The 20,180-nt window shown below is 64.8% G+C and carries 17 protein-coding genes; 12 read left to right on the top strand and 5 right to left on the bottom strand.

All coding sequences use genetic code 11. From position 1 onward, the window contains the following. Window positions 1-7: 7 nt before the first annotated feature. The gene (locus A5634_RS01300) at window positions 8-1,201 is read right to left on the bottom strand and encodes a hypothetical protein (protein ID WP_172831580.1); all 1,194 of its coding nucleotides are present in this window, start codon (window positions 1,199-1,201) and stop codon (window positions 8-10) included. Window positions 1,202-1,327: 126 nt separating this feature from the next. Between A5634_RS01300 and dop the strand changes: the two genes are divergently transcribed. The 4 genes from dop to prcA all read left to right on the top strand — a co-directional run bounded on the left by dop (window position 1,328) and on the right by prcA (window position 4,752). Continuing rightward, on the top strand, window positions 1,328-2,824 hold the full coding sequence (gene dop, locus A5634_RS01295; RefSeq protein WP_065142285.1) for a pup deamidase/depupylase: 1,497 nt from the start codon (window positions 1,328-1,330) through the stop codon (window positions 2,822-2,824). Between the two features lie 103 nt (window positions 2,825-2,927). Beyond that, window positions 2,928-3,122: a ubiquitin-like protein Pup gene (locus tag A5634_RS01290; protein ID WP_065142298.1), complete on the top strand. Its 195-nt coding sequence runs from the start codon at window positions 2,928-2,930 to the stop codon at window positions 3,120-3,122. Continuing rightward, entirely contained in the window at window positions 3,119-3,985 is an 867-nt protein-coding gene (gene prcB, locus A5634_RS01285) for a proteasome subunit beta (protein ID WP_065142284.1), read from the top strand. The genes A5634_RS01290 and prcB overlap by 4 nt, the downstream gene beginning before the upstream one ends. Continuing rightward, a complete protein-coding gene (gene prcA, locus A5634_RS01280; protein ID WP_065142283.1) occupies window positions 3,982-4,752 on the top strand; it encodes a proteasome subunit alpha in 771 nt (256 codons plus the stop codon). Before prcB ends, prcA begins: the two co-directional genes overlap by 4 nt. A 2-nt stretch (window positions 4,753-4,754) precedes the next feature. Here prcA and A5634_RS01275 read toward each other — a convergent pair whose 3' ends face one another. Beyond that, on the bottom strand, window positions 4,755-6,305 hold the full coding sequence (locus A5634_RS01275; protein ID WP_065142282.1) for a PPE family protein: 1,551 nt from the start codon (window positions 6,303-6,305) through the stop codon (window positions 4,755-4,757). A 145-nt stretch (window positions 6,306-6,450) separates the two neighbouring features. On the opposite strand from A5634_RS01275, the gene pafA reads away from it, so the two are divergent. The 7 genes from pafA to A5634_RS01240 all read left to right on the top strand — a co-directional run bounded on the left by pafA (window position 6,451) and on the right by A5634_RS01240 (window position 14,789). After that, window positions 6,451-7,809, top strand: coding sequence for a Pup--protein ligase (gene pafA / locus A5634_RS01270; RefSeq protein WP_155769290.1), 1,359 nt, complete (start codon window positions 6,451-6,453; stop codon window positions 7,807-7,809). Between the two features lie 16 nt (window positions 7,810-7,825). Further along, on the top strand, window positions 7,826-8,824 hold the full coding sequence (locus A5634_RS01265; protein WP_065142281.1) for a helix-turn-helix transcriptional regulator: 999 nt from the start codon (window positions 7,826-7,828) through the stop codon (window positions 8,822-8,824). Beyond that, the gene (locus tag A5634_RS01260; RefSeq protein WP_065142280.1) at window positions 8,821-9,789 is read left to right on the top strand and encodes a helix-turn-helix transcriptional regulator; all 969 of its coding nucleotides are present in this window, start codon (window positions 8,821-8,823) and stop codon (window positions 9,787-9,789) included. Before A5634_RS01265 ends, A5634_RS01260 begins: the two co-directional genes overlap by 4 nt. A 78-nt stretch (window positions 9,790-9,867) precedes the next feature. Then, a complete protein-coding gene (gene tatA, locus A5634_RS01255; RefSeq protein WP_065142279.1) occupies window positions 9,868-10,125 on the top strand; it encodes a Sec-independent protein translocase subunit TatA in 258 nt (85 codons plus the stop codon). Window positions 10,126-10,150: 25 nt separating this feature from the next. Then, on the top strand, window positions 10,151-11,104 hold the full coding sequence (tatC, locus tag A5634_RS01250) for a twin-arginine translocase subunit TatC (protein ID WP_155769291.1): 954 nt from the start codon (window positions 10,151-10,153) through the stop codon (window positions 11,102-11,104). 87 nt (window positions 11,105-11,191) lie between these two features. After that, window positions 11,192-13,939 (top strand): DEAD/DEAH box helicase, encoded by a 2,748-nt coding sequence (locus A5634_RS01245; protein ID WP_065142296.1) that lies wholly within the window; start codon window positions 11,192-11,194, stop codon window positions 13,937-13,939. A gap of 97 nt (window positions 13,940-14,036) precedes the next feature. Next, window positions 14,037-14,789 carry a DUF4333 domain-containing protein gene (locus A5634_RS01240; RefSeq protein WP_065142277.1) on the top strand — a complete coding sequence of 251 codons (753 nt, stop codon included), beginning with the start codon at window positions 14,037-14,039 and terminating at the stop codon, window positions 14,787-14,789. Here A5634_RS01240 and A5634_RS01235 read toward each other — a convergent pair whose 3' ends face one another. Further along, a complete protein-coding gene (locus tag A5634_RS01235; protein WP_065142295.1) occupies window positions 14,790-15,740 on the bottom strand; it encodes a 5'-3' exonuclease in 951 nt (316 codons plus the stop codon). Between the two features lie 40 nt (window positions 15,741-15,780). Here A5634_RS01235 and A5634_RS01230 point away from each other — a divergent pair, with 40 nt between their 5' ends. Continuing rightward, entirely contained in the window at window positions 15,781-16,908 is a 1,128-nt protein-coding gene (locus A5634_RS01230) for a M24 family metallopeptidase (protein ID WP_065142276.1), read from the top strand. A gap of 4 nt (window positions 16,909-16,912) precedes the next feature. On the opposite strand, the gene A5634_RS28490 is transcribed toward A5634_RS01230, so the two are convergent. Together A5634_RS28490 and A5634_RS27890 are read right to left on the bottom strand one after the other, a co-directional pair. After that, window positions 16,913-17,791: a DUF5631 domain-containing protein gene (locus A5634_RS28490; protein WP_065142275.1), complete on the bottom strand. Its 879-nt coding sequence runs from the start codon at window positions 17,789-17,791 to the stop codon at window positions 16,913-16,915. A gap of 1,289 nt (window positions 17,792-19,080) precedes the next feature. Continuing rightward, window positions 19,081-19,608 (bottom strand): hypothetical protein, encoded by a 528-nt coding sequence (locus tag A5634_RS27890; protein WP_155769288.1) that lies wholly within the window; start codon window positions 19,606-19,608, stop codon window positions 19,081-19,083. Window positions 19,609-20,180: the final 572 nt, after the last annotated feature.

Here is a 20,180-nt window from a genome sequence, read left to right as displayed (position 1 = left end):
GGTGAACCTAATCACCCAGGTCAGCGCCGTCAACACTGGTCACCGGCGCGTTCGTCATGCGTTCGCGGTAGCGGTTGCGGGCGGTCAGCGTGGCGTGTAGGTCGTCGATCAGCGGGTCCACGAACGTCGAGCGATAATCGGCGTCGCCGGCCGCGCGGGCACTGATGTACATGAACGTCAACGCACCCAGGAACAGACACAGATGAACGAGCGAGTCGGGTACCGGAACCGTCAGGCCCAGCAGTGTCGAATTGTTGTCCGCGGTGCGCGCCCATTCTTGAAGCAGTGCCGGGGTCAGCACGATCAGACCCAGGATCACGTAGATGCCTGCCGTGAGTGCCGCGACCACCGTGATCTGAGCCAGCTGGGACGCGGCGAGGACGAAAACCACGTTGATGCGCTCAGATTTGCTCAGCGGCGGACTGCTCGGGGGATCGGGCATCGTCTCAAATGGCGTGTCGGCCAAGCATTCTGAGTCTTTGGGTACGGCTGCGGGGGAGCGCAACATCGGCCGGACCCGTTCGGCGGTTGCCGAGACGACGAACGCCGCAGCGATGCTGATCAAGAAAAGCATCGCCAGGGCCAGGCGCTCACCGGTGATCGTGGCCGACATGAGCCAGACGTTGCCGTTGAAGAACACCAAGGTGGTCAGCAGCACGACCGGCAGGGCGCGTACCGCGAGACCGCCGATCGTCGTGAAATGCGACAGCGTCATGCGTGCCGACCATCCGGCCACCGATCCGACACCGAGCCCGGTCAGAGCCATCATGATCAGCGCGGTGACGATCGCATTCGGCAGGTGAGACGGGTCGGTGTCGACGACGATGACGATTCCCACCAGCGTCATCGCCGCCGTCGACGCCAACGCACGCTTGCGACGATCCGAGATGCGCGACACCAGCCACCCGACGACCGCCATCGCGACCGGTGCGACTGCGATCAGGGCCAGCAGGAACCATTCTTCGGCCGATGGCTGACCGTCGATGACGACTTCCTCTTTGCCCTCGGTGACGAACAGCACCGGCAGGGTCCAGCAATGCAGGGTCGCGTAGGCCGCCAGGATCGGCGCCGAGCGTGACCATAGCCGCCGCCACCGTCCTCGCGTCGTGAGCACCGACGGCAGACCGCGCTCCAGGAACCAGCTTTCAGCTTCGTCGGTCGCCGACCCTCGCCGTGCCAGCGAGCGAAGAGAAGGGCTCATGCCGGGTCACCCTATCGCCCCGCTGTCGCTCGTAGCCGGGCAAAAATTGTGGTGTCCCCGAGAGAGGCTGCATCCCTGGCTTGTCCCCGAAAGTCAGCGCCGACGCCGCTGGCTTAGGCTCAAGGCATGCAACGGATTATCGGGACGGAGGTCGAGTACGGCATCTCCTCGCCGTCGGAGCCGACCGCCAACCCGATCCTCACCTCGACACAGGCGGTCCTGGCGTACGCCGCCGCTGCCGGCATTCAGCGCGCGAAGCGGACCCGCTGGGACTACGAGGTCGAGTCGCCGCTGCGTGACGCCCGTGGTTTCGACTTGAGCCGTTCCGCCGGTCCGCCGCCGGTGGTCGACGCCGACGAGGTGGGTGCGGCCAACATGATCTTGACCAACGGCGCGCGGCTTTACGTTGATCACGCGCACCCGGAGTACTCCGCGCCGGAATGCACCGACCCGCTGGACGCGGTGATTTGGGACAAGGCCGGCGAGCGGGTGATGGAGGCCGCCGCGCGACACGTCGCCAGCGTGCCTGGCGCGGCGAAACTGCAGCTCTACAAGAACAACGTCGACGGCAAGGGCGCGTCCTACGGCTCGCACGAGAACTATCTGATGTCGCGTCAGACACCGTTCTCGGCCATCATCGCCGGACTCACGCCGTTTCTGGTGTCACGGCAGGTGGTGACCGGTTCCGGGCGGGTAGGCATCGGCGCCTCCGGTGACGAAGCCGGCTTCCAACTGTCCCAGCGTTCCGACTACATCGAGGTCGAGGTCGGCCTGGAAACCACTCTCAAGCGCGGCATCATCAACACCCGCGACGAGCCGCACGCCGATGCTGACCGGTATCGCCGCCTGCACGTCATCATCGGCGACGCCAACCTCGCCGAGACGTCGACATATTTGAAGCTGGGCACTACGGCGCTGGTCCTCGACCTGATCGAAGAAGGCATCGAACTGACCGACCTGGCATTGGCCCGCCCGGTGCATGCCGTCCACGCGATCAGTCGCGATCCCGCACTGCGGCAGACCGTGGCCCTGGTCGACGGTCGCGAGTTGACCGCCCTTGCGCTGCAGCGGATCTACCTGGACCGGGTCGCCAAACTTGTCGACAGCCGCGACCCGGACCCGCGCGCCTCGCACGTCGTAGAGACCTGGGCCGACGCACTCGATCTGCTGGAGCGCGACCCGATGGAGTGTGCCGATCTGCTGGACTGGCCGGCCAAGTTGCGCCTTCTGGAGGGGTTCCGGCAACGCGAGAATCTGAGCTGGTCGGCGCCACGACTGCACTTGGTCGATCTGCAGTATTCCGATGTCCGGTTGGACAAGGGTCTGTACAACCGCCTGGTGGCTCGCGGATCCATGAAGAGACTGGTCAGCGAACACCAGGTGCTCGAAGCGGTCGACAATCCGCCCACCGACACCCGCGCCTACTTCCGCGGCGAATGTCTGCGTCGGTTCGGTGCCGACATAGCCGCGGCCAGCTGGGACTCGGTGATCTTCGATCTGGGTGGCGATTCGCTGGTGCGGATCCCGACGCTGGAGCCGTTGCGTGGCAGTAAGGCGCACGTCGGCGCGCTGCTGGATTCGGTGGACAGCGCGGTCGAGCTGGTGGAGCAACTAACTAGCTAAGCCTGGTTAGACCGACGAAACGTCGGTGCCGACCGGTAGGGTAGAGAAAAGCCAACGGGCGACGGTCTTTAGATAAAGGCCCGTGACGAAGCAGGAGGCGGCGATGGCGCAGGAGCAGACCAAACGCGGTGGCGGTGGCGGCGATGACGACGACATCACCGGCACCACCGCCGCGGGCCAGGAGCGCCGCGAAAAGCTGACCGAGGAAACTGACGATCTGCTCGACGAGATCGATGACGTCCTGGAAGAAAACGCCGAGGACTTCGTGCGGGCTTACGTCCAAAAGGGCGGACAGTGACCTGGCCGTTGCCTGATCGCCTGTCCTCCAACCCAGCAAAACCCGGATTCCCAGCTGTAGACCTGTCGTCTTTTGCTGAGTTGTTGCGCCGCCAGGCGCCGGAGCTGCTGCCCGCCAACATCAGCGGGGTAACCGTGAGTGACCAGCTGCCGCACGGCACCACCATCGTGGCGCTGAAGTACCCCGGCGGCGTCTTGATCGCCGGAGACCGGCGCTCGACGCAGGGCAACATGATTGCCGGGCGCGATGTGCGCAAGGTCTACATCACCGACGACTACACCGCCACCGGCATCGCCGGGACGGCGGCCATCGCCGTCGAGTTCGCCCGGCTCTACGCCGTCGAACTCGAGCACTACGAAAAGCTCGAGGGCGTGCCGCTCACCTTCGCCGGCAAGGTGAACCGGCTGGCCATCATGGTGCGAGGCAACCTGCCCGCGGCAATGCAGGGGCTGGTGGCGCTACCGCTCTTGGTGGGCTACGACATTCACGCCGCTGATGCCGAGTCCGCCGGCCGCATCGTCTCCTTCGACGCCGCCGGCGGCTGGAACATCGAGGAGGAGGGCTACCAGTCGGTGGGCTCGGGGTCCATCTTCGCCAAGTCTTCGATCAAAAAGCTCTACACCCAGGTCACCGACGCCGACTCGGCGCTGCGGGTGGCAGTGGAAGCCCTGTATGACGCCGCGGACGACGACTCCGCCACCGGGGGACCGGACCTGGTCCGGGGTATATACCCGACCGCGGTCACCATCGACGCTGACGGCGCGATGGAGATTCCGGAGCGGCGCATCGCCGAACTGGCCCGCGGCGTCATCGAAAGTCGTTCGCGCGCGGATACTTTCGGCCCTGACGGCGGTGAGAAGTGAGTTTCCCGTATTTCATCTCGCCCGAGCAGGCGATGCGCGAGCGCAGCGAGCTCGCACGCAAGGGAATCGCTCGCGGCCGCAGCGTGGTCGCGCTGGCGTATGCCGGTGGCGTGCTGTTCGTCGCGGAGAACCCGTCGCGGTCGCTGCAGAAGATCAGCGAACTCTACGACCGGGTGGGATTCGCCGCGGCCGGCAAGTTCAACGAGTTCGACAATCTGCGCCGCGGCGGAATTCAATTCGCCGACACCCGCGGCTACGCCTACGACCGGCGCGACGTCACCGGCCGCCAGTTGGCCAACGTCTACGCCCAGACGCTCGGCAGCATCTTCACCGAGCAGGCAAAGCCGTACGAGGTCGAATTGTGTGTCGCCGAGGTCGCGCACTACGGCGAGACGAAAGCGCCTGAGCTGTACCGGATCACCTACGACGGGTCGATCGCCGACGAACCGCATTTCGTGGTGATGGGCGGCACCACCGAACCGATTACCAACGCGCTCAAGGAGTCCTACGCCGAGAACGCCGACCTGCCCGACGCGCTGAAGATTGCAGTGGAGGCGCTGCGAGCCAGCAGTAGCGACAGCTCGACAAACGGACAGCCCAGCCTCGGCGTGGCCAGCCTGGAAGTCGCGATTCTGGATGCCAACCGCCCGCGTCGGGCTTTCAAGCGGATCAGCCGCGCGACGTTGGAGTCGTTGCTGCAGGAAACCCCGGAAACCGGCGAGGCCGAAGGGGAAACGCCGGACGGCGACGGCGAGGCCGCGGAATAGGGTCAGCGCCAGCTGCTCGGCACCAACGGAACCCGCGACACGTCACCGAATTTGTCGCTCGTCAACGTCGTCAGCCCCGCGGCCCCGCTCGATCCCAACTGACCAGCGCCCTGGGTCGATGCGCCAGGCGAGTCAAGGTCTGGCTCCACGTTGATATCCATATCCATGAACTCGTCGCCGTAGTGCCGCTCGGTCGTGCGTTTGCGCTGCCGGGCCCGCGCCTGACGACGGTTCGCGGCCTGCGAGTTCGCCGCGACGGCGTCGGTGTCCGGTTCGGGTAGCTTTCTTTTCGCGCTGGCACTGGCGCCGCTGGCCATTCCCGTACCGAATCCGATGCCGGGAGGTCCGATCACGTAGGGCGGGGTAAATCCTGGTCCTGCAGTTGACGGCGTGAGCGGCGCCGAGCCGGCCGGAGTTGCGGTCGGTGCCGGAGCCGGTGTCGGAGCGGACGTCGGCGCTGACGCGAAAGATGTTGTGGAAGTAGACATTCCCGCGGCCGGCAGATCGAGCGAAGTTGGGACGGGCTGCGGCACGGGCGCCGCAACGGGAGTGGGCGCCGCAGCCAATCCGGCCAGACCGGCAAAGCCGCCCGCCGTCGCCGCGGGCATCAGCATCACACCTCCGGCAGCGGCCAGCAGTAGCGGCGACTGGGTGATTGCCGTTCCGAGCTGTGCGATGTGCGTCGGCCAATCCAAGATTGAGAGCGCAAGAAAATACTGCAGGGCCTGGGTCGGGTTCTGCGTCATCTGCATGGTGTCGCCGATGAGTTCCAGACCTCGCGCCAGGTACCACATCGGTTGCGTGGCGTCGGCGTACTCCTCGTAGCCGAGGCCGTTGAGGATGCCAGCGCCGGAATCCCAATAGATGCCGAAATTCTCCAGGATTTCCGAAATAAGTGTCGTCAATGGGTTGGACACCAACGGATTTCGGATAAGTGGGTTGATCCCGAAACTCTCCAGAATCGGAGCCAGTGCCTTGATCAAGGCCCGTCCCGGGTCAAGGGATGCCGCCGGTTGGGCAACTATGGGCGGCGCCGCTACCGGTTGTGGTGTCGATGCGACCGCGGCTGCCGAGCTGGTCTGATAGGTGGTCATGGTGGCGGCGGCTTGGACCCACATCCGCGCGTAGTCGGCTTCGTTGACCGCGATCGGGACGGTATTGATCCCAAAGAAGTTCGTGGCGACCAAAGCGACATGGGCGGCGCGATTGGCTGCCAACTCGGCCAGCGTCGGCATGGTGGCCAGGGCGGTGAAATACGCCGCGACCGCTGTCTCATGGTGTGCGGCGGCGGCTGCACTGGTGGCACTGATCTGCAGCAGCCACGCCACATACGGCGCATGAGCGGCCGCGCACGATTCGGCAGCGGCACCTGCCCACAAGCCGGGACACATTGCGGCGAGCAGCCCGGCCACCTCCTGGGCGGCTTCGGCGTACTCGGCGCTGAGGCCTTGCCACGCATGTGCGGCAGCCAGCATCGACCCGGGACCTGGGCCTTGGCTCAAGAGCGCGGAATGGACCTCTGGCGGGACGGCCATCCAGATGGGCGCCGTCACGTCAACCAGCCTGCCCTTCGAGTCGCCGTGTTTAGAGTTTCGGGAAGCCTAACTTTTATTTTTGTCCAATGTGAACGTGGGGTCAGCTCGTTCTACGGGCGCGGCTGTCGACCGTCGCGGGAAGACAACAAGTACCCTCAATTAGGTGCAGCGACGAATCATGGGTATCGAGACCGAATTCGGTGTGACCTGCACCTTTCACGGGCATCGCCGACTGAGCCCGGACGAGGTGGCCCGCTACTTGTTCCGGCGTGTGGTGTCCTGGGGCCGTAGCTCCAACGTGTTCCTGCGAAACGGTGCACGTCTGTACCTCGACGTGGGCAGCCACCCGGAGTACGCCACCGCCGAGTGCGACAGCCTGGTGCAGCTGGTCACGCACGACCGAGCAGGTGAATGGGTACTGGAAGACCTGCTGGTCGACGCCGAGCAACGTCTTGCCGACGAGGGCATCGGCGGCGACATCTACCTGTTCAAGAACAACACCGATTCGGCCGGTAACTCCTACGGCTGCCACGAGAACTACCTGATCGTGCGGGCCGGCGAGTTCTCCCGGATTTCTGACGTCCTACTGCCGTTCCTGGTTACCCGGCAGTTGATTTGCGGGGCCGGCAAGGTGCTGCAAACCCCCAAGGCCGCCACGTTCTGCCTGTCGCAGCGCGCCGAACACATCTGGGAGGGCGTCTCCAGCGCGACTACGCGCAGCCGTCCCATCATCAATACCCGCGACGAGCCGCACGCCGACGCCGAAAAGTACCGACGTCTGCACGTCATCGTCGGCGACTCCAACATGTGTGAAACCACCACCATGCTCAAGGTCGGCACCGCGGCACTGGTCCTGGAAATGATCGAAGCCGGCGTGGCGTTCCGCGACTTCTCACTGGACAATCCCATCCGCGCCATCCGCGAAGTCAGCCACGACACCACCGGACGCAGGCCCGTCCGACTCGCAGGCGGACGCCAGGCCAGCGCACTGGACATTCAGCGCGAGTACTACTCACGTGCCGTCGAGCATCTGCTGACCCGGGAGCCCAATGCGCAAATCGAGCAAGTGGTCGACCTGTGGGGTCGCCAACTCGACGCGGTCGAGAGCCAGGACTTCGCCAAGGTGGACACCGAGATCGACTGGGTGATAAAGCGCAAGCTGTTCCAGCGCTACCAGGACCGCTACAACATGGAGCTGTCGGACGCGAAGATCGCCCAGCTCGACCTGGCCTACCACGACATCAAGCGAGGTCGCGGTGTCTTTGATCTGTTGCAGCGCAAGGGTTTGGCGGCGCGGGTCACCACCGACGAAGAGATCGCCGACGCTGTCGATCACCCGCCGCAGACGACCCGCGCGCGGCTGCGTGGCGAGTTCATCAGTGCGGCGCAAGCGGCCGGGCGTGATTTCACCGTCGACTGGGTGCACCTCAAGCTCAACGACCAGGCCCAGCGCACGGTGCTGTGCAAAGACCCGTTCCGTGCCGTCGACGAGCGGGTCAAGCGGCTGATCGCGAGCATGTAGCCATAACCTGACCCAGATGTCCATCAACAAAGTCGAGCGACTGGTCAACCTGGTCATCGCCCTGCTCTCGACGCGCGGCTACATCACTGCCGAGAAGATCAGAACAAGCGTCGCGGGCTACGCCGAGAGCCCGTCGGCCGACGCGTTTTCCCGCATGTTCGAACGCGACAAGAATGAACTGCGCGACCTCGGCATCCCCCTCGAAGTTGGCCGAGTGTCCAACCTGGACCCCACCGAGGGCTACCGCATCAATCGCGACGCTTATGCCCTGCCGCCCGTCGAACTGACCCCCGAAGAGGTTGCCGCGGTGGCCGTCGCGACCCGGTTATGGCAATCGCCGGAGTTGATCACCGCCACCCAGGGGGCGCTGCTCAAGCTGCGTGCGGCCGGAGTTGACGTGGACCCCTTGGATGCCCCGGTGTCCGTCGCCTCGCCGACTGGCGTACCGGGGTTGCCGGAGTCCGAAAAAGCCGTAGGAATCTTGTTGTCCGCCATCAATTCTCGACGCGCGGTGCAGTTTTCGCACCGGTCGTCGCGCTCGGCGCCCTACACCACCCGGACCGTCGAGCCGTGGGGGGTGATCACCGACAAGGGGCGCTGGTACCTGGTGGGTCACGACCGCGATCGCGACGCCACCCGGACCTTCCGCCTCTCCCGCATCGGCGACGACGTCACGCCAATCGGTGAGCCTGGCTCGGTCACCGTGCCCGACGGCGTCGACCTGCAACAGATCGTCGCCGACGCGATCGCCGATGGACCGACCGGGGCGCAGGCCACGGTCTGGGTGGCCGACGGGCGGGCCACCGCGCTTCGGCGCGCCGGAAGGTCGCTTGGGCCAAGGCATTTGGCGGGCCGCGACGGCGAGGTAATTGAACTCGACATCCGATTCCGCGATCAGTTGGCGCGCGAGATCACCGGCTACGGTGCCGACGCGATCGTGCTGGAGCCGGCGTCGCTGCGCGACGACGTGCTGGCTCGGTTACGCGAGGCGGCCGGCCAGGTGGGAGCGCCGTGACTCCCGTTTCCGACCGCCTGGTGCGGCTGCTCAACATGGTGCCCTACCTGCAGGCCAACCCGCGTATCACCAAGTCCGAGGCCGCCGCCGATCTCGGGGTGACCGAAGAACAGCTGCAAAAAGACCTCGACCAACTGTGGATGTGCGGTCTACCCGGTTACGACCCCGGCGACCTGATCGACTTCGAGTTCTCCGGCGACACCGTCAAGGTGACCTTCTCCGCGGGCATCGACCGACCCCTCAAGCTGACATCGCCCGAGGCGACCGGACTGCTGGTGGCGTTGCGCGGCCTCGCGGACATCCCCGGTGTGGTCGATCCGCAAGCGGCGCGCAGCGCAATCGCCAAGATCGCGGCGGCGGCGGGCGCAGTCGGTCACGAGGACACCGTGGCCGCGGTCGACGACCCCGCCCCACTCGAGAGTCGAGCCGCAGCGATCGTGCGCGCCGCGGTCCGGGACAAGCGCGCCCTGACCATCGACTATTACGCCGCCTCCCACGATTCGCTCACCACCCGGGTCGTCGACCCCATTCGGGTCCTGCTAATCGGCGGCCACAGCTATTTGGAGGCATGGTCCCGCGAGGCCGAGGGCGTTCGGCTGTTCCGCTTCGACCGCATCGTCGAGGCCTCCGACCTGGATGAACCCGCATCGCCGCCGGAGCCGGCGGTGCAGTCGCCCCCCGATACGTCGCTGTTCGACGGTGACCCTTCGTTGCCGTCGGCGACGTTGCTGCTGGCACCGTCGGCATCGTGGATGTTCGAGTACTACCCGCTGCGGGACGCGCACGAGCTACCGGACGGCTCCTGCAAAGTGACCATGACCTACGCGTCCGACGATTGGATGACCCGGCTGATCCTGGGTTTCGGGTCCGCGGTACAGGTGCTGGCACCGGAATCGCTCGCAGAGCGGGTGCAAGCTGCAGCGGCGGCGGGCGTCGCGGCGTATCAAGCTACTGAGCAGGCGTGACGCGCAGGCGCCGTTCGCATGTGCAGGTGCGGGCCCTGTGCTGCGGTAGCATCGGGTGAACGTCTGGAGGTAATCAAAGTGGGCAGTCTTCAACCGTGGCACTGGCTGATCCTCGCTGTCGTGGTGATCGTCTTGTTCGGTGCCAAGCGGCTCCCCGACGCGGCGCGCTCGCTGGGCAAATCGCTGCGGATCTTCAAGTCCGAGGTCCGTGAGCTGCAGAGCGAGAACAAGACCGAGTCGTCGATTCAGAGCCCAGCGGCCACTCCCACTCCCGTGCAATCACAACGGGTTGAATCCGCTGAGCAGCAGGGTCACACCGAGGCGCGGCCGGCCTAGTCCGGCGTCACTCTGACCGAATGTGGTGAAAGGTCCCCGGGTTTCAGCGCGCGCTCTTGGCCCTCTCAAACGGCTTAATCCACGAAACCGTCGCAGCCGCGTTAACCCTGACGGGACGATGTCGCTGGTCGACCATCTGAGCGAGCTGCGCACCCGCTTGCTCATCTCGCTGGCCGCCATCGTGGTGACGACGGCTTTCGGATTCATCTGGTATTCGCATCCGCTGTTCGGGCTGGAGAGCCTCGGGGAGTGGCTGCGTCAGCCCTACTGTGCGCTTCCGCAGTCGGCTCGGGCGAATATCAGCGCCGACGGGCAGTGCCGGCTGCTGGCCACCGCACCATTCGACCAGTTCATGCTGCGTCTCAAGGTCGGCATGACGGCCGGGATCGTGCTGGCCTGCCCGGTGTGGTTCTACGAGCTGTGGGCTTTCATCACGCCCGGCCTGTACAAGAAGGAGCGCCGCTTCGCGATCGCCTTCGTGATTCCAGCGGTGATGCTGTTCATCGCCGGCGCCGCGCTGGCTTATCTGGTGCTGTCCAAGGCGTTGAGTTTCTTGTTGACCGTCGGCAGTGACGTGCAGGTGACCGCGCTCTCCGGTGACCGGTACTTCGGCTTCCTGATCAACCTGCTGGTGGTGTTTGGGGTCAGCTTCGAATTTCCACTGCTGATCGTGATGCTGAATGTCGTCGGCATCCTGCCCTACGAGCGGCTCAAAGCATGGCGGCGCGGTCTGATTTTCACGATGTTCTTGTTCGCGGCGGTATTCACCCCTGGCTCGGATCCGTTTTCGATGACCGCCTTGGGTTTGGCGTTGACGGTGTTGCTGGAGTTCGCTATCCAGATCGCCCGCCTGCACGACAAGCGCAAAGCCAAACGCGAGGCTGCCGCAATACCCGATGACGAGGCGTCGGACATCGAACCACCATCGCCGATACCGGCGCCGTCGGTGATCGGCGGAACCCATGACGACGTCACCTAACCCGTTCTCGAACGTGCACAGATGTCCGGCGACACGCCGACAGGGCCGGCCAACTGCGCACGTTCGCGGCGGCAGGACGAGGCACAAGTGACCGATCTGCCCGAGTTGCAGCGGTTCGCGGCCGAATTGCCGTTCCCACTCGACGCCTTCCAGCGTCGGGCGTGCGCCGCCCTGGAAGGCGGGCACGGCGTGCTGGTCTGCGCTCCCACCGGGGCCGGTAAGACCGTGGTCGGTGAATTTGCGGTGCATTTGGCGCTGGCGGCCGGCGGCAAATGTTTCTACACGACACCTCTCAAAGCGCTGAGCAACCAGAAGCACACCGACCTGACCGCCCGGTACGGCAAAGACAAAATCGGGCTGTTGACCGGCGATTTGTCGGTGAACGCCGACGCGCCAGTGGTGGTCATGACCACCGAAGTGCTGCGCAACATGCTCTACGCCGATTCGTCGGCGCTGCCGGGACTTTCCCATGTTGTGATGGACGAGGTGCATTTCTTGGCTGACCGCATGCGCGGCCCGGTGTGGGAAGAAGTCATCCTGCATCTGCCCGAGGAGGTGCGTCTGGTCAGCCTGTCCGCGACCGTGAGCAACGCCGAGGAATTCGGCGGCTGGATCCAGACGGTGCGCGGCGACACCACGGTGGTGGTCGATGAGCATCGGCCGGTCCCGTTGTGGCAGCACGTCCTCGTTGGCAAGCGGCTGTTCGACCTTTTCGACTACCGCAGCGACGCCTCAGCCAAGGACAAGCCGCACGTCAATCCCGACCTGCTGCAACACATCGCGCACCGCCGCGAAGCTGACCGAATGTCGGACTGGCAGCCGCGCCGGCGCCACGGCGGGCGGCCTGAGCGACCGCGCTTCTACCGCCCGCTGCCCAGGCCGGACGTCATCGCGGCCCTCGACTCCGCCGGCTTGTTGCCGGCAATCACCTTCGTGTTCTCCCGCGCCGGATGCGACGCAGCGGTCCAGCAGTGTTTGCGCTCCCCGCTGCAACTGACCACCGAGGCCGAGCGCGCGCAGATCGCCGAGGTCATCGACCACCGCTGCGGCGATCTGGCTGACGCGGACCTGGCGGTGCTCGGCTACTACGAGTGGCGCGAGGGACTGTTGCGGGGTCTGGCCGCCCACCACGCCGGGATGCTGCCCGCGTTCCGGCACACCGTCGAGGAACTGTTCACGGCCGGCCTGGTCAGGGCGGTATTCGCCACCGAAACCCTGGCGCTGGGCATCAACATGCCGGCACGCACTGTGGTGCTAGAGAAGCTGGTGAAGTTCAACGGCGAGCAGCATGTGCCGTTGACACCGGGGGAGTACACCCAGTTGACCGGGCGTGCGGGTAGGCGCGGCATCGACGTCGAGGGTCACGCGGTGGTGCTGTGGCACCCCGATGTCGAGCCGTCGGAGGTGGCGGGCCTGGCCTCGACCCGCACTTTCCCGCTGCGCAGTTCATTTGCCCCGTCGTACAACATGACGATCAACCTGGTGCGGCAGCTGGGTCCCGAACAGGCGCATCGGCTCCTGGAGCAGTCCTTCGCCCAGTATCAGGCCGACCGTTCGGTCGTCGGACTGGTCCGCGGTATCGAGCGTGGCAAGGAGATGCTCGACGAGATCGCCGCCGAATTGGGCGGCCACGACGCCCCGGTCCTCGACTACGCCCGGATGCGCGCCGAGATCAGCGAATTGGAACGCACCCAGGCCCGTGCCTCCAGGCTGCACCGACGCCAGGCCGCCAGCGACGCGCTGGCCGCACTCAAGCGTGGCGACATCATCACCATCAATCACGGCCGCAAAGGTGGTCTCGCCGTTGTTTTGGAGTCGGCCCGCGACAGTTCGGATCCGCGACCTCTGGTCTTGACCGAACACCGCTGGGCGGGGCGGATTTCCTCGGCCGACTATTCGGGTGCGACGCCGCCGGTGGGTTCGATGTCATTGCCGAAACGGGTCGAACACCGTCAGCCACGGGTGCGCCGAGATCTGGCATCGGCGCTGCGATCCGCCGCCGAAGGCCTGACCATCCCTGCGGGGCGTCGCAATATGAAGGGCGCCAAAGACGACACGCATTACGACCCGAAACTTGCCACGCTTCGCGAGGACTTGCGCAAGCATCCGTCCCACCACGCGCCCGACGTCGATGAGCAGGTTCGTCAGGCCGAGCGGTACCTGCGCATCGAGCGGGACAACGCGCAGCTGGAGCGCAAAGTGGCCGCCGCCACCAACTCGCTGGCGCGAACGTTCGACCGCATCGTCGGTCTGCTCACCGAACGAGAATTCATCAAGGGGCCGGCCAGCGATCCGCGGGTCACCGACGATGGCCGCCTGTTGGCGCGCATTTACAGCGAGAGTGACCTACTGGTCGCTGAATGCCTGCGCACCGGCGCGTGGGCGGGGTTGAAATCGCCGGAGTTGGCCGCAGTGGTGTCGTCGGTGCTTTACGAGTCGCGCGGTGGTGACGGGCCGGCAGCCCCGCTCGGCGCGGACGTTCCGACGCCGCGGCTGAGACAGGCACTGGGACAGACATCCAGGTTGTCGATGGCGCTGCGGGCCGATGAGCAGACACACCGCATCGCGCAGAGTCGGGAACCCGATGATGGCTTCGTGCGGGTTATCTACCGGTGGGCGCGTACCGGTGATCTGGCCGCCGCCTTGGCGGCCGCTGAGGCGGTGGGAGGTGTGGGGTCACCGCTGTCAGCAGGCGATTTCGTGCGGTGGTGCCGACAGGTGCTGGATCTGTTGGATCAAGTGCGCAATGCGGCGCCCGACCCCGATGTGCGGGCCACTGCCAAGCGCGCTATCAATGAGATTCGGCGCGGCGTCGTTGCAGTTGACGCCGGGTAGGCTAGGCCGGAGCTACGGTTACATCTGCGAACGTGACCGGCACGAGGACCAGAGGGGCAATGCGGGTGGTCAGGACAATTCGGACTGAGGAGCAACGATGAGTGGACCGCAGGGACCAAACCAGGGATGGCAGCCGCCTGGCGGGTCCTCGTCGGACCCGACCATGGCCGGTTCACCCTGGCAGCAGCAACCGGGCAGCAATCAGGATGCGACCCAGTACGCCCAGTCGTACCCGGCCGCGGAGTACCCCGGCTACCAGCAGCCGTCCGAGTCGCCCTACCAGCAGCAGTACTCACAACCGGGTTATGGCGGCTCCGACTTCAGTTCGCAAGCAACCCAGTTCGGCGCACCGCCGCAGTTCGGTCAGCAGGCGCCGCAGTACGGCCAGCAACCTCAGTACGGTCAGCCGTCGCAGTACGGGCAGCCGGATCAGGCCGGTCAGTACGGGCAGTATGGTCAGCCGGCCCAGTACCCGGGCCAGGCGGCCCCTTACGGCCAGCCCGGTGGCAAGAAGCGTTCGAAGGCGTTCATCGGCGGCCTGGTCGGCGGTATCGCGCTGCTGTTCGTGATCGTCATCCTGGTGCTCGGGTTCGTGGTTCCCGGGTTCTTCGTCACCACCAAGCTGAACGTCAACAAGGCCAACACCGATGTGCAGTCGATCTTGACCGACGAGACCAACGGCTACGGCGCCAAGAACGTCAAGGACGTCAAGTGCAACGGCGGCTCTGACCCAGTGGTCAAGAAGGGCGGGACCTTCGACTGCACGGTCAGCATCGACGGCGCCAGTAAGCACGTGACGGTGACCTTCCAGGACGACAAGGGCACCTACGAGGTCGGGCGGCCGCAGTAGTTAGAGCGCGTCGAGCGCTTTTTGCAGTCGCGAGATCGAGGATCCAACGCCGTACTTCGTTGCCAACTCCGCAGTGCGTCCAGGGTCTGCGGCGTGTAACGGCAACTTGTCGGTGGGAGTTGACAGGGTGACCGGTGCGTCGGTGGCGACTCGCACGACGGCTTCGGCGGCCTCGATGTATTCGGTCGCTGACCGCAGCTTTGTGCGTATTCCCTTGGCCATCTTGGACTTTGGATCTTCGGCAGCCTTCAGGATCTGCTCGAGTGAGCCGTGCTGAGCCAGCAGGGTAGCGGCGGTTTTCTCGCCTATGCCCGGCACGCCGGGCAGCCCGTCGGAGGGGTCGCCGCGTAGCAGCGCAAGTTCGGCGTAGGCCGAGCCCGCCCGCTGCGCCGGCACCCCATACTGCTCGGCCACTTCCTTCGGCCCGAACAGGGTGGCCTTGGCCAGGCCTCGGCCGAGATACAGCACCCGGACCGCGACGGGGTCGTCGGCGACCACCTGCAGCAGGTCGCGGTCACCGCTGACGACGACCACGGGATCTTTGCGTTCCTTGGCGGCCAGCGTGCCCAGGACGTCGTCGGCCTCGTAGCCGGGAGCGCCGGCCGTGGGTATCCCGAAGGCGTCCAACAAGTCCATGATCATGTCGACTTGGGGAGTGAGTTCGTCGGGCACTTCCTCCACGTCGGGATCACCGGCAGGCTCTTCCTCGGCGACCCGATGTGCCTTGTAGGACGGGACCAGGTCGACACGAAACTGGGGACGCCAGTCCAGGTCCAGGCACACCGCCAGGCGGCTGGGTTGGTGCCGGGCGATCACCACCGCCATCGAGTCGATGAACCCACGGACGGCGTTAACCGGTCTGCCGTCGGGAGCCTTGATCGACGACGGCACGCCGAAGAAGGAGCGAAACCACATGCTGGCGCCGTCCAGCAGCAATACGGGTGCGGACATATTGGTCATCCTGCCAGGCGGTCCGGTTAGCCTGGCTGCCATGGACTCTCACCGATTCGACGCCGAGGTGTATGCCCGACGGTTGCGCGCCGCTGCAGGTCTGGCCGCGCGGGCCGGGCTTTCGGGTCTGGTGATCACGCCGGGGTACGACCTGCGTTACTTGCTTGGGTCGCGGGCGGAGACTTTCGAGCGACTTACGGCGTTGGTGCTGCCGGCCGATGGTGAGCCGACGGTCGTGTTGCCACGGCTGGAACTCGCGAGTCTGAAAGAGTCCCCGGCTGCGGAACTGGGCTTGGCCGTGCGGGACTGGGTGGACGGCGAAGATCCGTACGGCTTGGTGGCTGGCGCGTTGGGGGGTGGTCGCGCCGCTGTGGCCGTCACCGACTCCATGCCGGCGCTGCACTTGTTGCCGCTGGCCGCGGTGTTGGGGGAGACGCCGGCGTTGGCCACTGACGTGCTGCGTGAACTACGAATGGTCAAGGAACAGGCCGAGATCGACGCACTGCTAGAGGCCGGCGCCGCCATCGACCGCGTGCATGCACGGGTGCCGGGTTTCTTGGTGCCCGGCCGAACCGAAGCCGACGTCGCCGCCGATATTTCCGAAGCCATTGTGTCCGAAGGACATTCGGATGTGGCATTCGTCATCGTAGGGTCCGGCCCGCACGGTGCCGACCCGCACCACGGCTATTCGGACCGTCCGTTAGCGGTGGGTGACATCGTAGTTGTCGATATCGGCGGCACATATGGACCCGGCTATCACTCGGATTCAACCCGCACATACAGCATCGGCGAGCCGAATTCAGAAGTGGCGCAGCAGTATTCCATTCTGGAGCGGGCTCAGCGTGCCGCGTTTGACGTTGTCCGCCCTGGAGTGACCGCCCAGCAGGTGGATGCCGCCGCACGGGATTTGCTTGCCGAAGCCGGGCTCGCGGAGTATTTCGTGCACCGCACCGGACACGGCATCGGGTTGTGCGTGCACGAGGAGCCCTACATCGTTGCCGGCAACGACCTTCCGCTGACCGCGGGCATGGCGTTTTCCATCGAGCCGGGCATCTATTTCCCGGGGCGGTGGGGAGCTCGCATCGAAGACATTGTGGTGGTTACCGACGACGGTGCCGTGTCGGCCAACAACCGCCCGCACGAGTTGGTCGTTGTGCCGGTGTCCTGACTGGCTAGCCAGGCTTCGATGCGAGAAACCAGGCCAGGTGGTAGTTCGCTTCGGGCTTGTCGCCGGCCACAAGCGCGTCGATAGCGGCCAGTAGCTGCCAGTTCCCCACGTCGTGGGCGTTGGCGTCGGGGTAGCTGTCCAAAACTTTGTCGCTGACAGTGGCCAGGTGTTCGTGGAGAAAATCGATTTCGGAGTCCAAGACGCCGCTGCCCGCTGAGGCGGCCTTGGCGAGCGTGTGGGCAAGTCGGGGTAGGCCGTCGCGCCATTGTGTTGCCTGGCTGAGTTCCCAGCCGAGTTCGGCGATGTCTGGTGCGCGACGAGCCCGCTTCGATGTCGGGGGAGGCTCGTGCTCGTCGGCCACGTGGTGGACGGGCGTGTAGCTTGCGGTGACGGTGACGTTGCCCAGTAGAGCTTCGAGGCTGCCGCGGCGTCTTGCGGGCGCCAGCAGAGTCACCGCGGCCGGCAGGTCGATGCCCGGCGGGATCCAGCCGCTGGCCAAATCAGTTACCAGCACAGTGGTGTTGTCATTGCGGTCACCGGCGGCCCAAGCCAGACGCGGCTGTTGACGCGCGACGGCTGCGACCAGGTGCTGCAGTCGCTTTCGTGCGATTGAGTCGGCCGATGCCGTTCCGACTGCAGCTCCGGTCGCGGTGGCGGCAACGGCTTGAGTCCCGATTGTCGACGGCTGCGGCGGGGGACTGGTCGGGGGTGTTTGGCGTACTACCGCAGGCTGATTCGCGGCGGACTGTCCGGCTGAGGACGTGACCGGCGCTGAGGTTGGCGTGGCCGGTACCGGTGGCGGGGGACTCGCTGGTGTCGTTGGAGTGATCACTGTTGCAACGGGGGCGCGTAGGTCGGAGCCGTACGTTGGGAGTGCACCCATTGCTTGCGGCGGCGTCGGCGCCGAAATCGTTGGCGCCGCAGCGATTATCGGTGTCGCGGGCGTCTCCGTGGCTGCGTGGTGGGTCGGCGGAGGCGTGTCGACGACAGGCACGTGGACTTGGGAGCTGGGAGTTGCCGACGGGACTGTCGGTGCGCCATGCAAGATTTGGGGCTCGGTCGTCGCTGGAACTGATGCGACAGCGTGCGCCGCTGCGGAGAATGGCGCCCCGGATTCCATTCCCTTGTTGAAGCTTCCGGCGAGTTCCGTGGGCGTGAGGTGAGGGGTTTGCGTGAGTGCGGTTGATGGGCTGACTGGCACGGCAGGTGGGCCTGACACGAGTGGCTTTGATAGTTCGGCATTTATGGGGGACGCGGACAGGCTGGGGGTTGATACCCCTGCCTGGATCGGACTCGATACCCGAGAGGGCAGCGGCACTCCGGGTAACGATCGTGACAGCCCGGTGACCGGGCGTACGGTTGGGCCAAATCCAGCGGGGATGCCAGCCGCGGTGCCCGGACCGGCTTTAGCTTCTGGATGGACGGTTGAATGTGCTGCCGGACTCTGAAAGCTGCTATTAACTCCCAAAGCGGAGCCCGATGAATTTGGTGTGCCACCGGGAGGAGCGGTCTGGGCGGTCGATGTCGGCGTCCTTATACATGCCGTCGCGCCTGGCTTAGTCAGTAAGCCCAATGCTTGATCCTCGAGGCTATTGGAGTCGGCAGGTTGTCGAAACATCTGAACTAGGTCGATGCCTTGGTGCTCCGTGTACCCTCTGGCCGACTGCGCAACCCCGTCTGCATCGAGAACCAACTGAATAGCGTCCATTATATTGGCACAATACTTTGCTGAAATCAGGTTAGCTAAAGTGCGGCAGCGTCGTATCACATTCATGATCTCTGGAAGTTTGATGGCCGCTGGCTCTTCACGATTCTCAATACCTTGGATTTCGTTATTACCCTCTTCTGCCAAGTTAGTGAGGTCGTGCTGGAGGCTGAGTACACTATCGTACGCGATACCGTACGCTTTTGCCTTTGCATCGTTTTTATTAGCGACTTGCCGGGCTTGAGATTCGCCATCGCAAAATTTGCTCCGCAAATTTTCAACTGTTAAGCCCTGCTGAAAACCGAGCGGACCCGTCTGTGCACTACGCAGAGCTTCGGAAAAGCCCCAGAAGCTAATCTGAGTCGTGGAACGGTTTCTCCTAGCCAACTCGATCGCGGCCACGTCACAATCATCAGGCCACTGCTCACCGACCAAAAGTAATGACCATTTTCCTGGCGGAAAGCCAGTCATTTGCACAGTCTTTGGATCGCTAAAGTCGCCGCGTCCCCGGCGCGGAGGGTATCATCAACCTCGGGGCTGCCACGACCATTCAAGTAATCAACAGTGAGTCTCTGAAAGACCTCGGTTAATTTACGCACTTCCGCGGTCAGATCGGCCGGGGTCGCCGGTTCTTTGGAAAGCGTGGTTAGCAGATATGTGCTTCCTGCCATTAGCGCTTGTTCCCCAGCCAAAGCCACCAATAGTTGCTGGTTTGGCTCATTGCCTTGATCGCGCGCGAAATTTGATCTCACTGCTTCATGAACGTTGTTAAATGCAGCGCACACCTTCGCCTTTGCGTCTGAGACCTGCTGACTCGAGTAGGTCGGCGCCGTTGGGGGCTCATATCTCGGCAAGGGTCGCAGCCAGGCGCCAATGGCGGCGCCGAACGCAAGGAGGGCAACCGTCAGCGATGCAAAAGCTAGCCATCGTGAAGGCTGCTTACGCGTTGGCGGCGGTGCCAGCGGTATGGACTGCGTTGGAAGGACTTTCGACACGCGTGGATCGTAGCGTTCCTCTGCGGATCCGCCAGTCACCCGTTGCGGAGTGCCTGTCCAATCGAGTACTTGGCCTGCGTATAAGTCGCGCAAAAGTTTATTGCACTCTCGCGGTTCGGACTCGGACCCACATCGTTGGGTTTGTCGGCCGGCAGCACGATGCGTCCGGCCGCAACCGGGTTGCCATCCACATGCTTGATGGCGACTGGAGTCCCGACGCCCTTTTGGTGTGGTTCCCTTTACCGCCGACTCCGCTACCGCCGTCTGAAAAGGTCATTTGCAAAGCTGGCGGACACTCGAACCCGCCGATTCAATAGCCTGTCGTGACGTTTCGATGTCCGGATCTGCCGCCTCGGACAAGTAATCGATCGCCAGTTGCTGATATGCATCCGCTAGCGCCCGCGTCGCTTCGCTGAGCGCAGTTGGTAGCGCAGGTTCTCGTGTCAGAGTTTTCAGCAAATAGTCGCCGCTATCGAACAATGCGATACGCGCATGTGGCTGTGTCAACTCGAAGTGGCCCCGGGGTGACGGCTTGAAGTGGCCCCGCGGGTAGGGGCTGGCTTGCGGGTGTT

It is taken from the genome of Mycobacterium asiaticum, assembly GCF_001673365.1.
Classification (GTDB): domain Bacteria; phylum Actinomycetota; class Actinomycetes; order Mycobacteriales; family Mycobacteriaceae; genus Mycobacterium; species Mycobacterium asiaticum_A.
The sequence above is the reverse complement of the archived record's forward strand: the minus strand, read 5'-3'. Positions and strand labels throughout refer to the sequence as shown.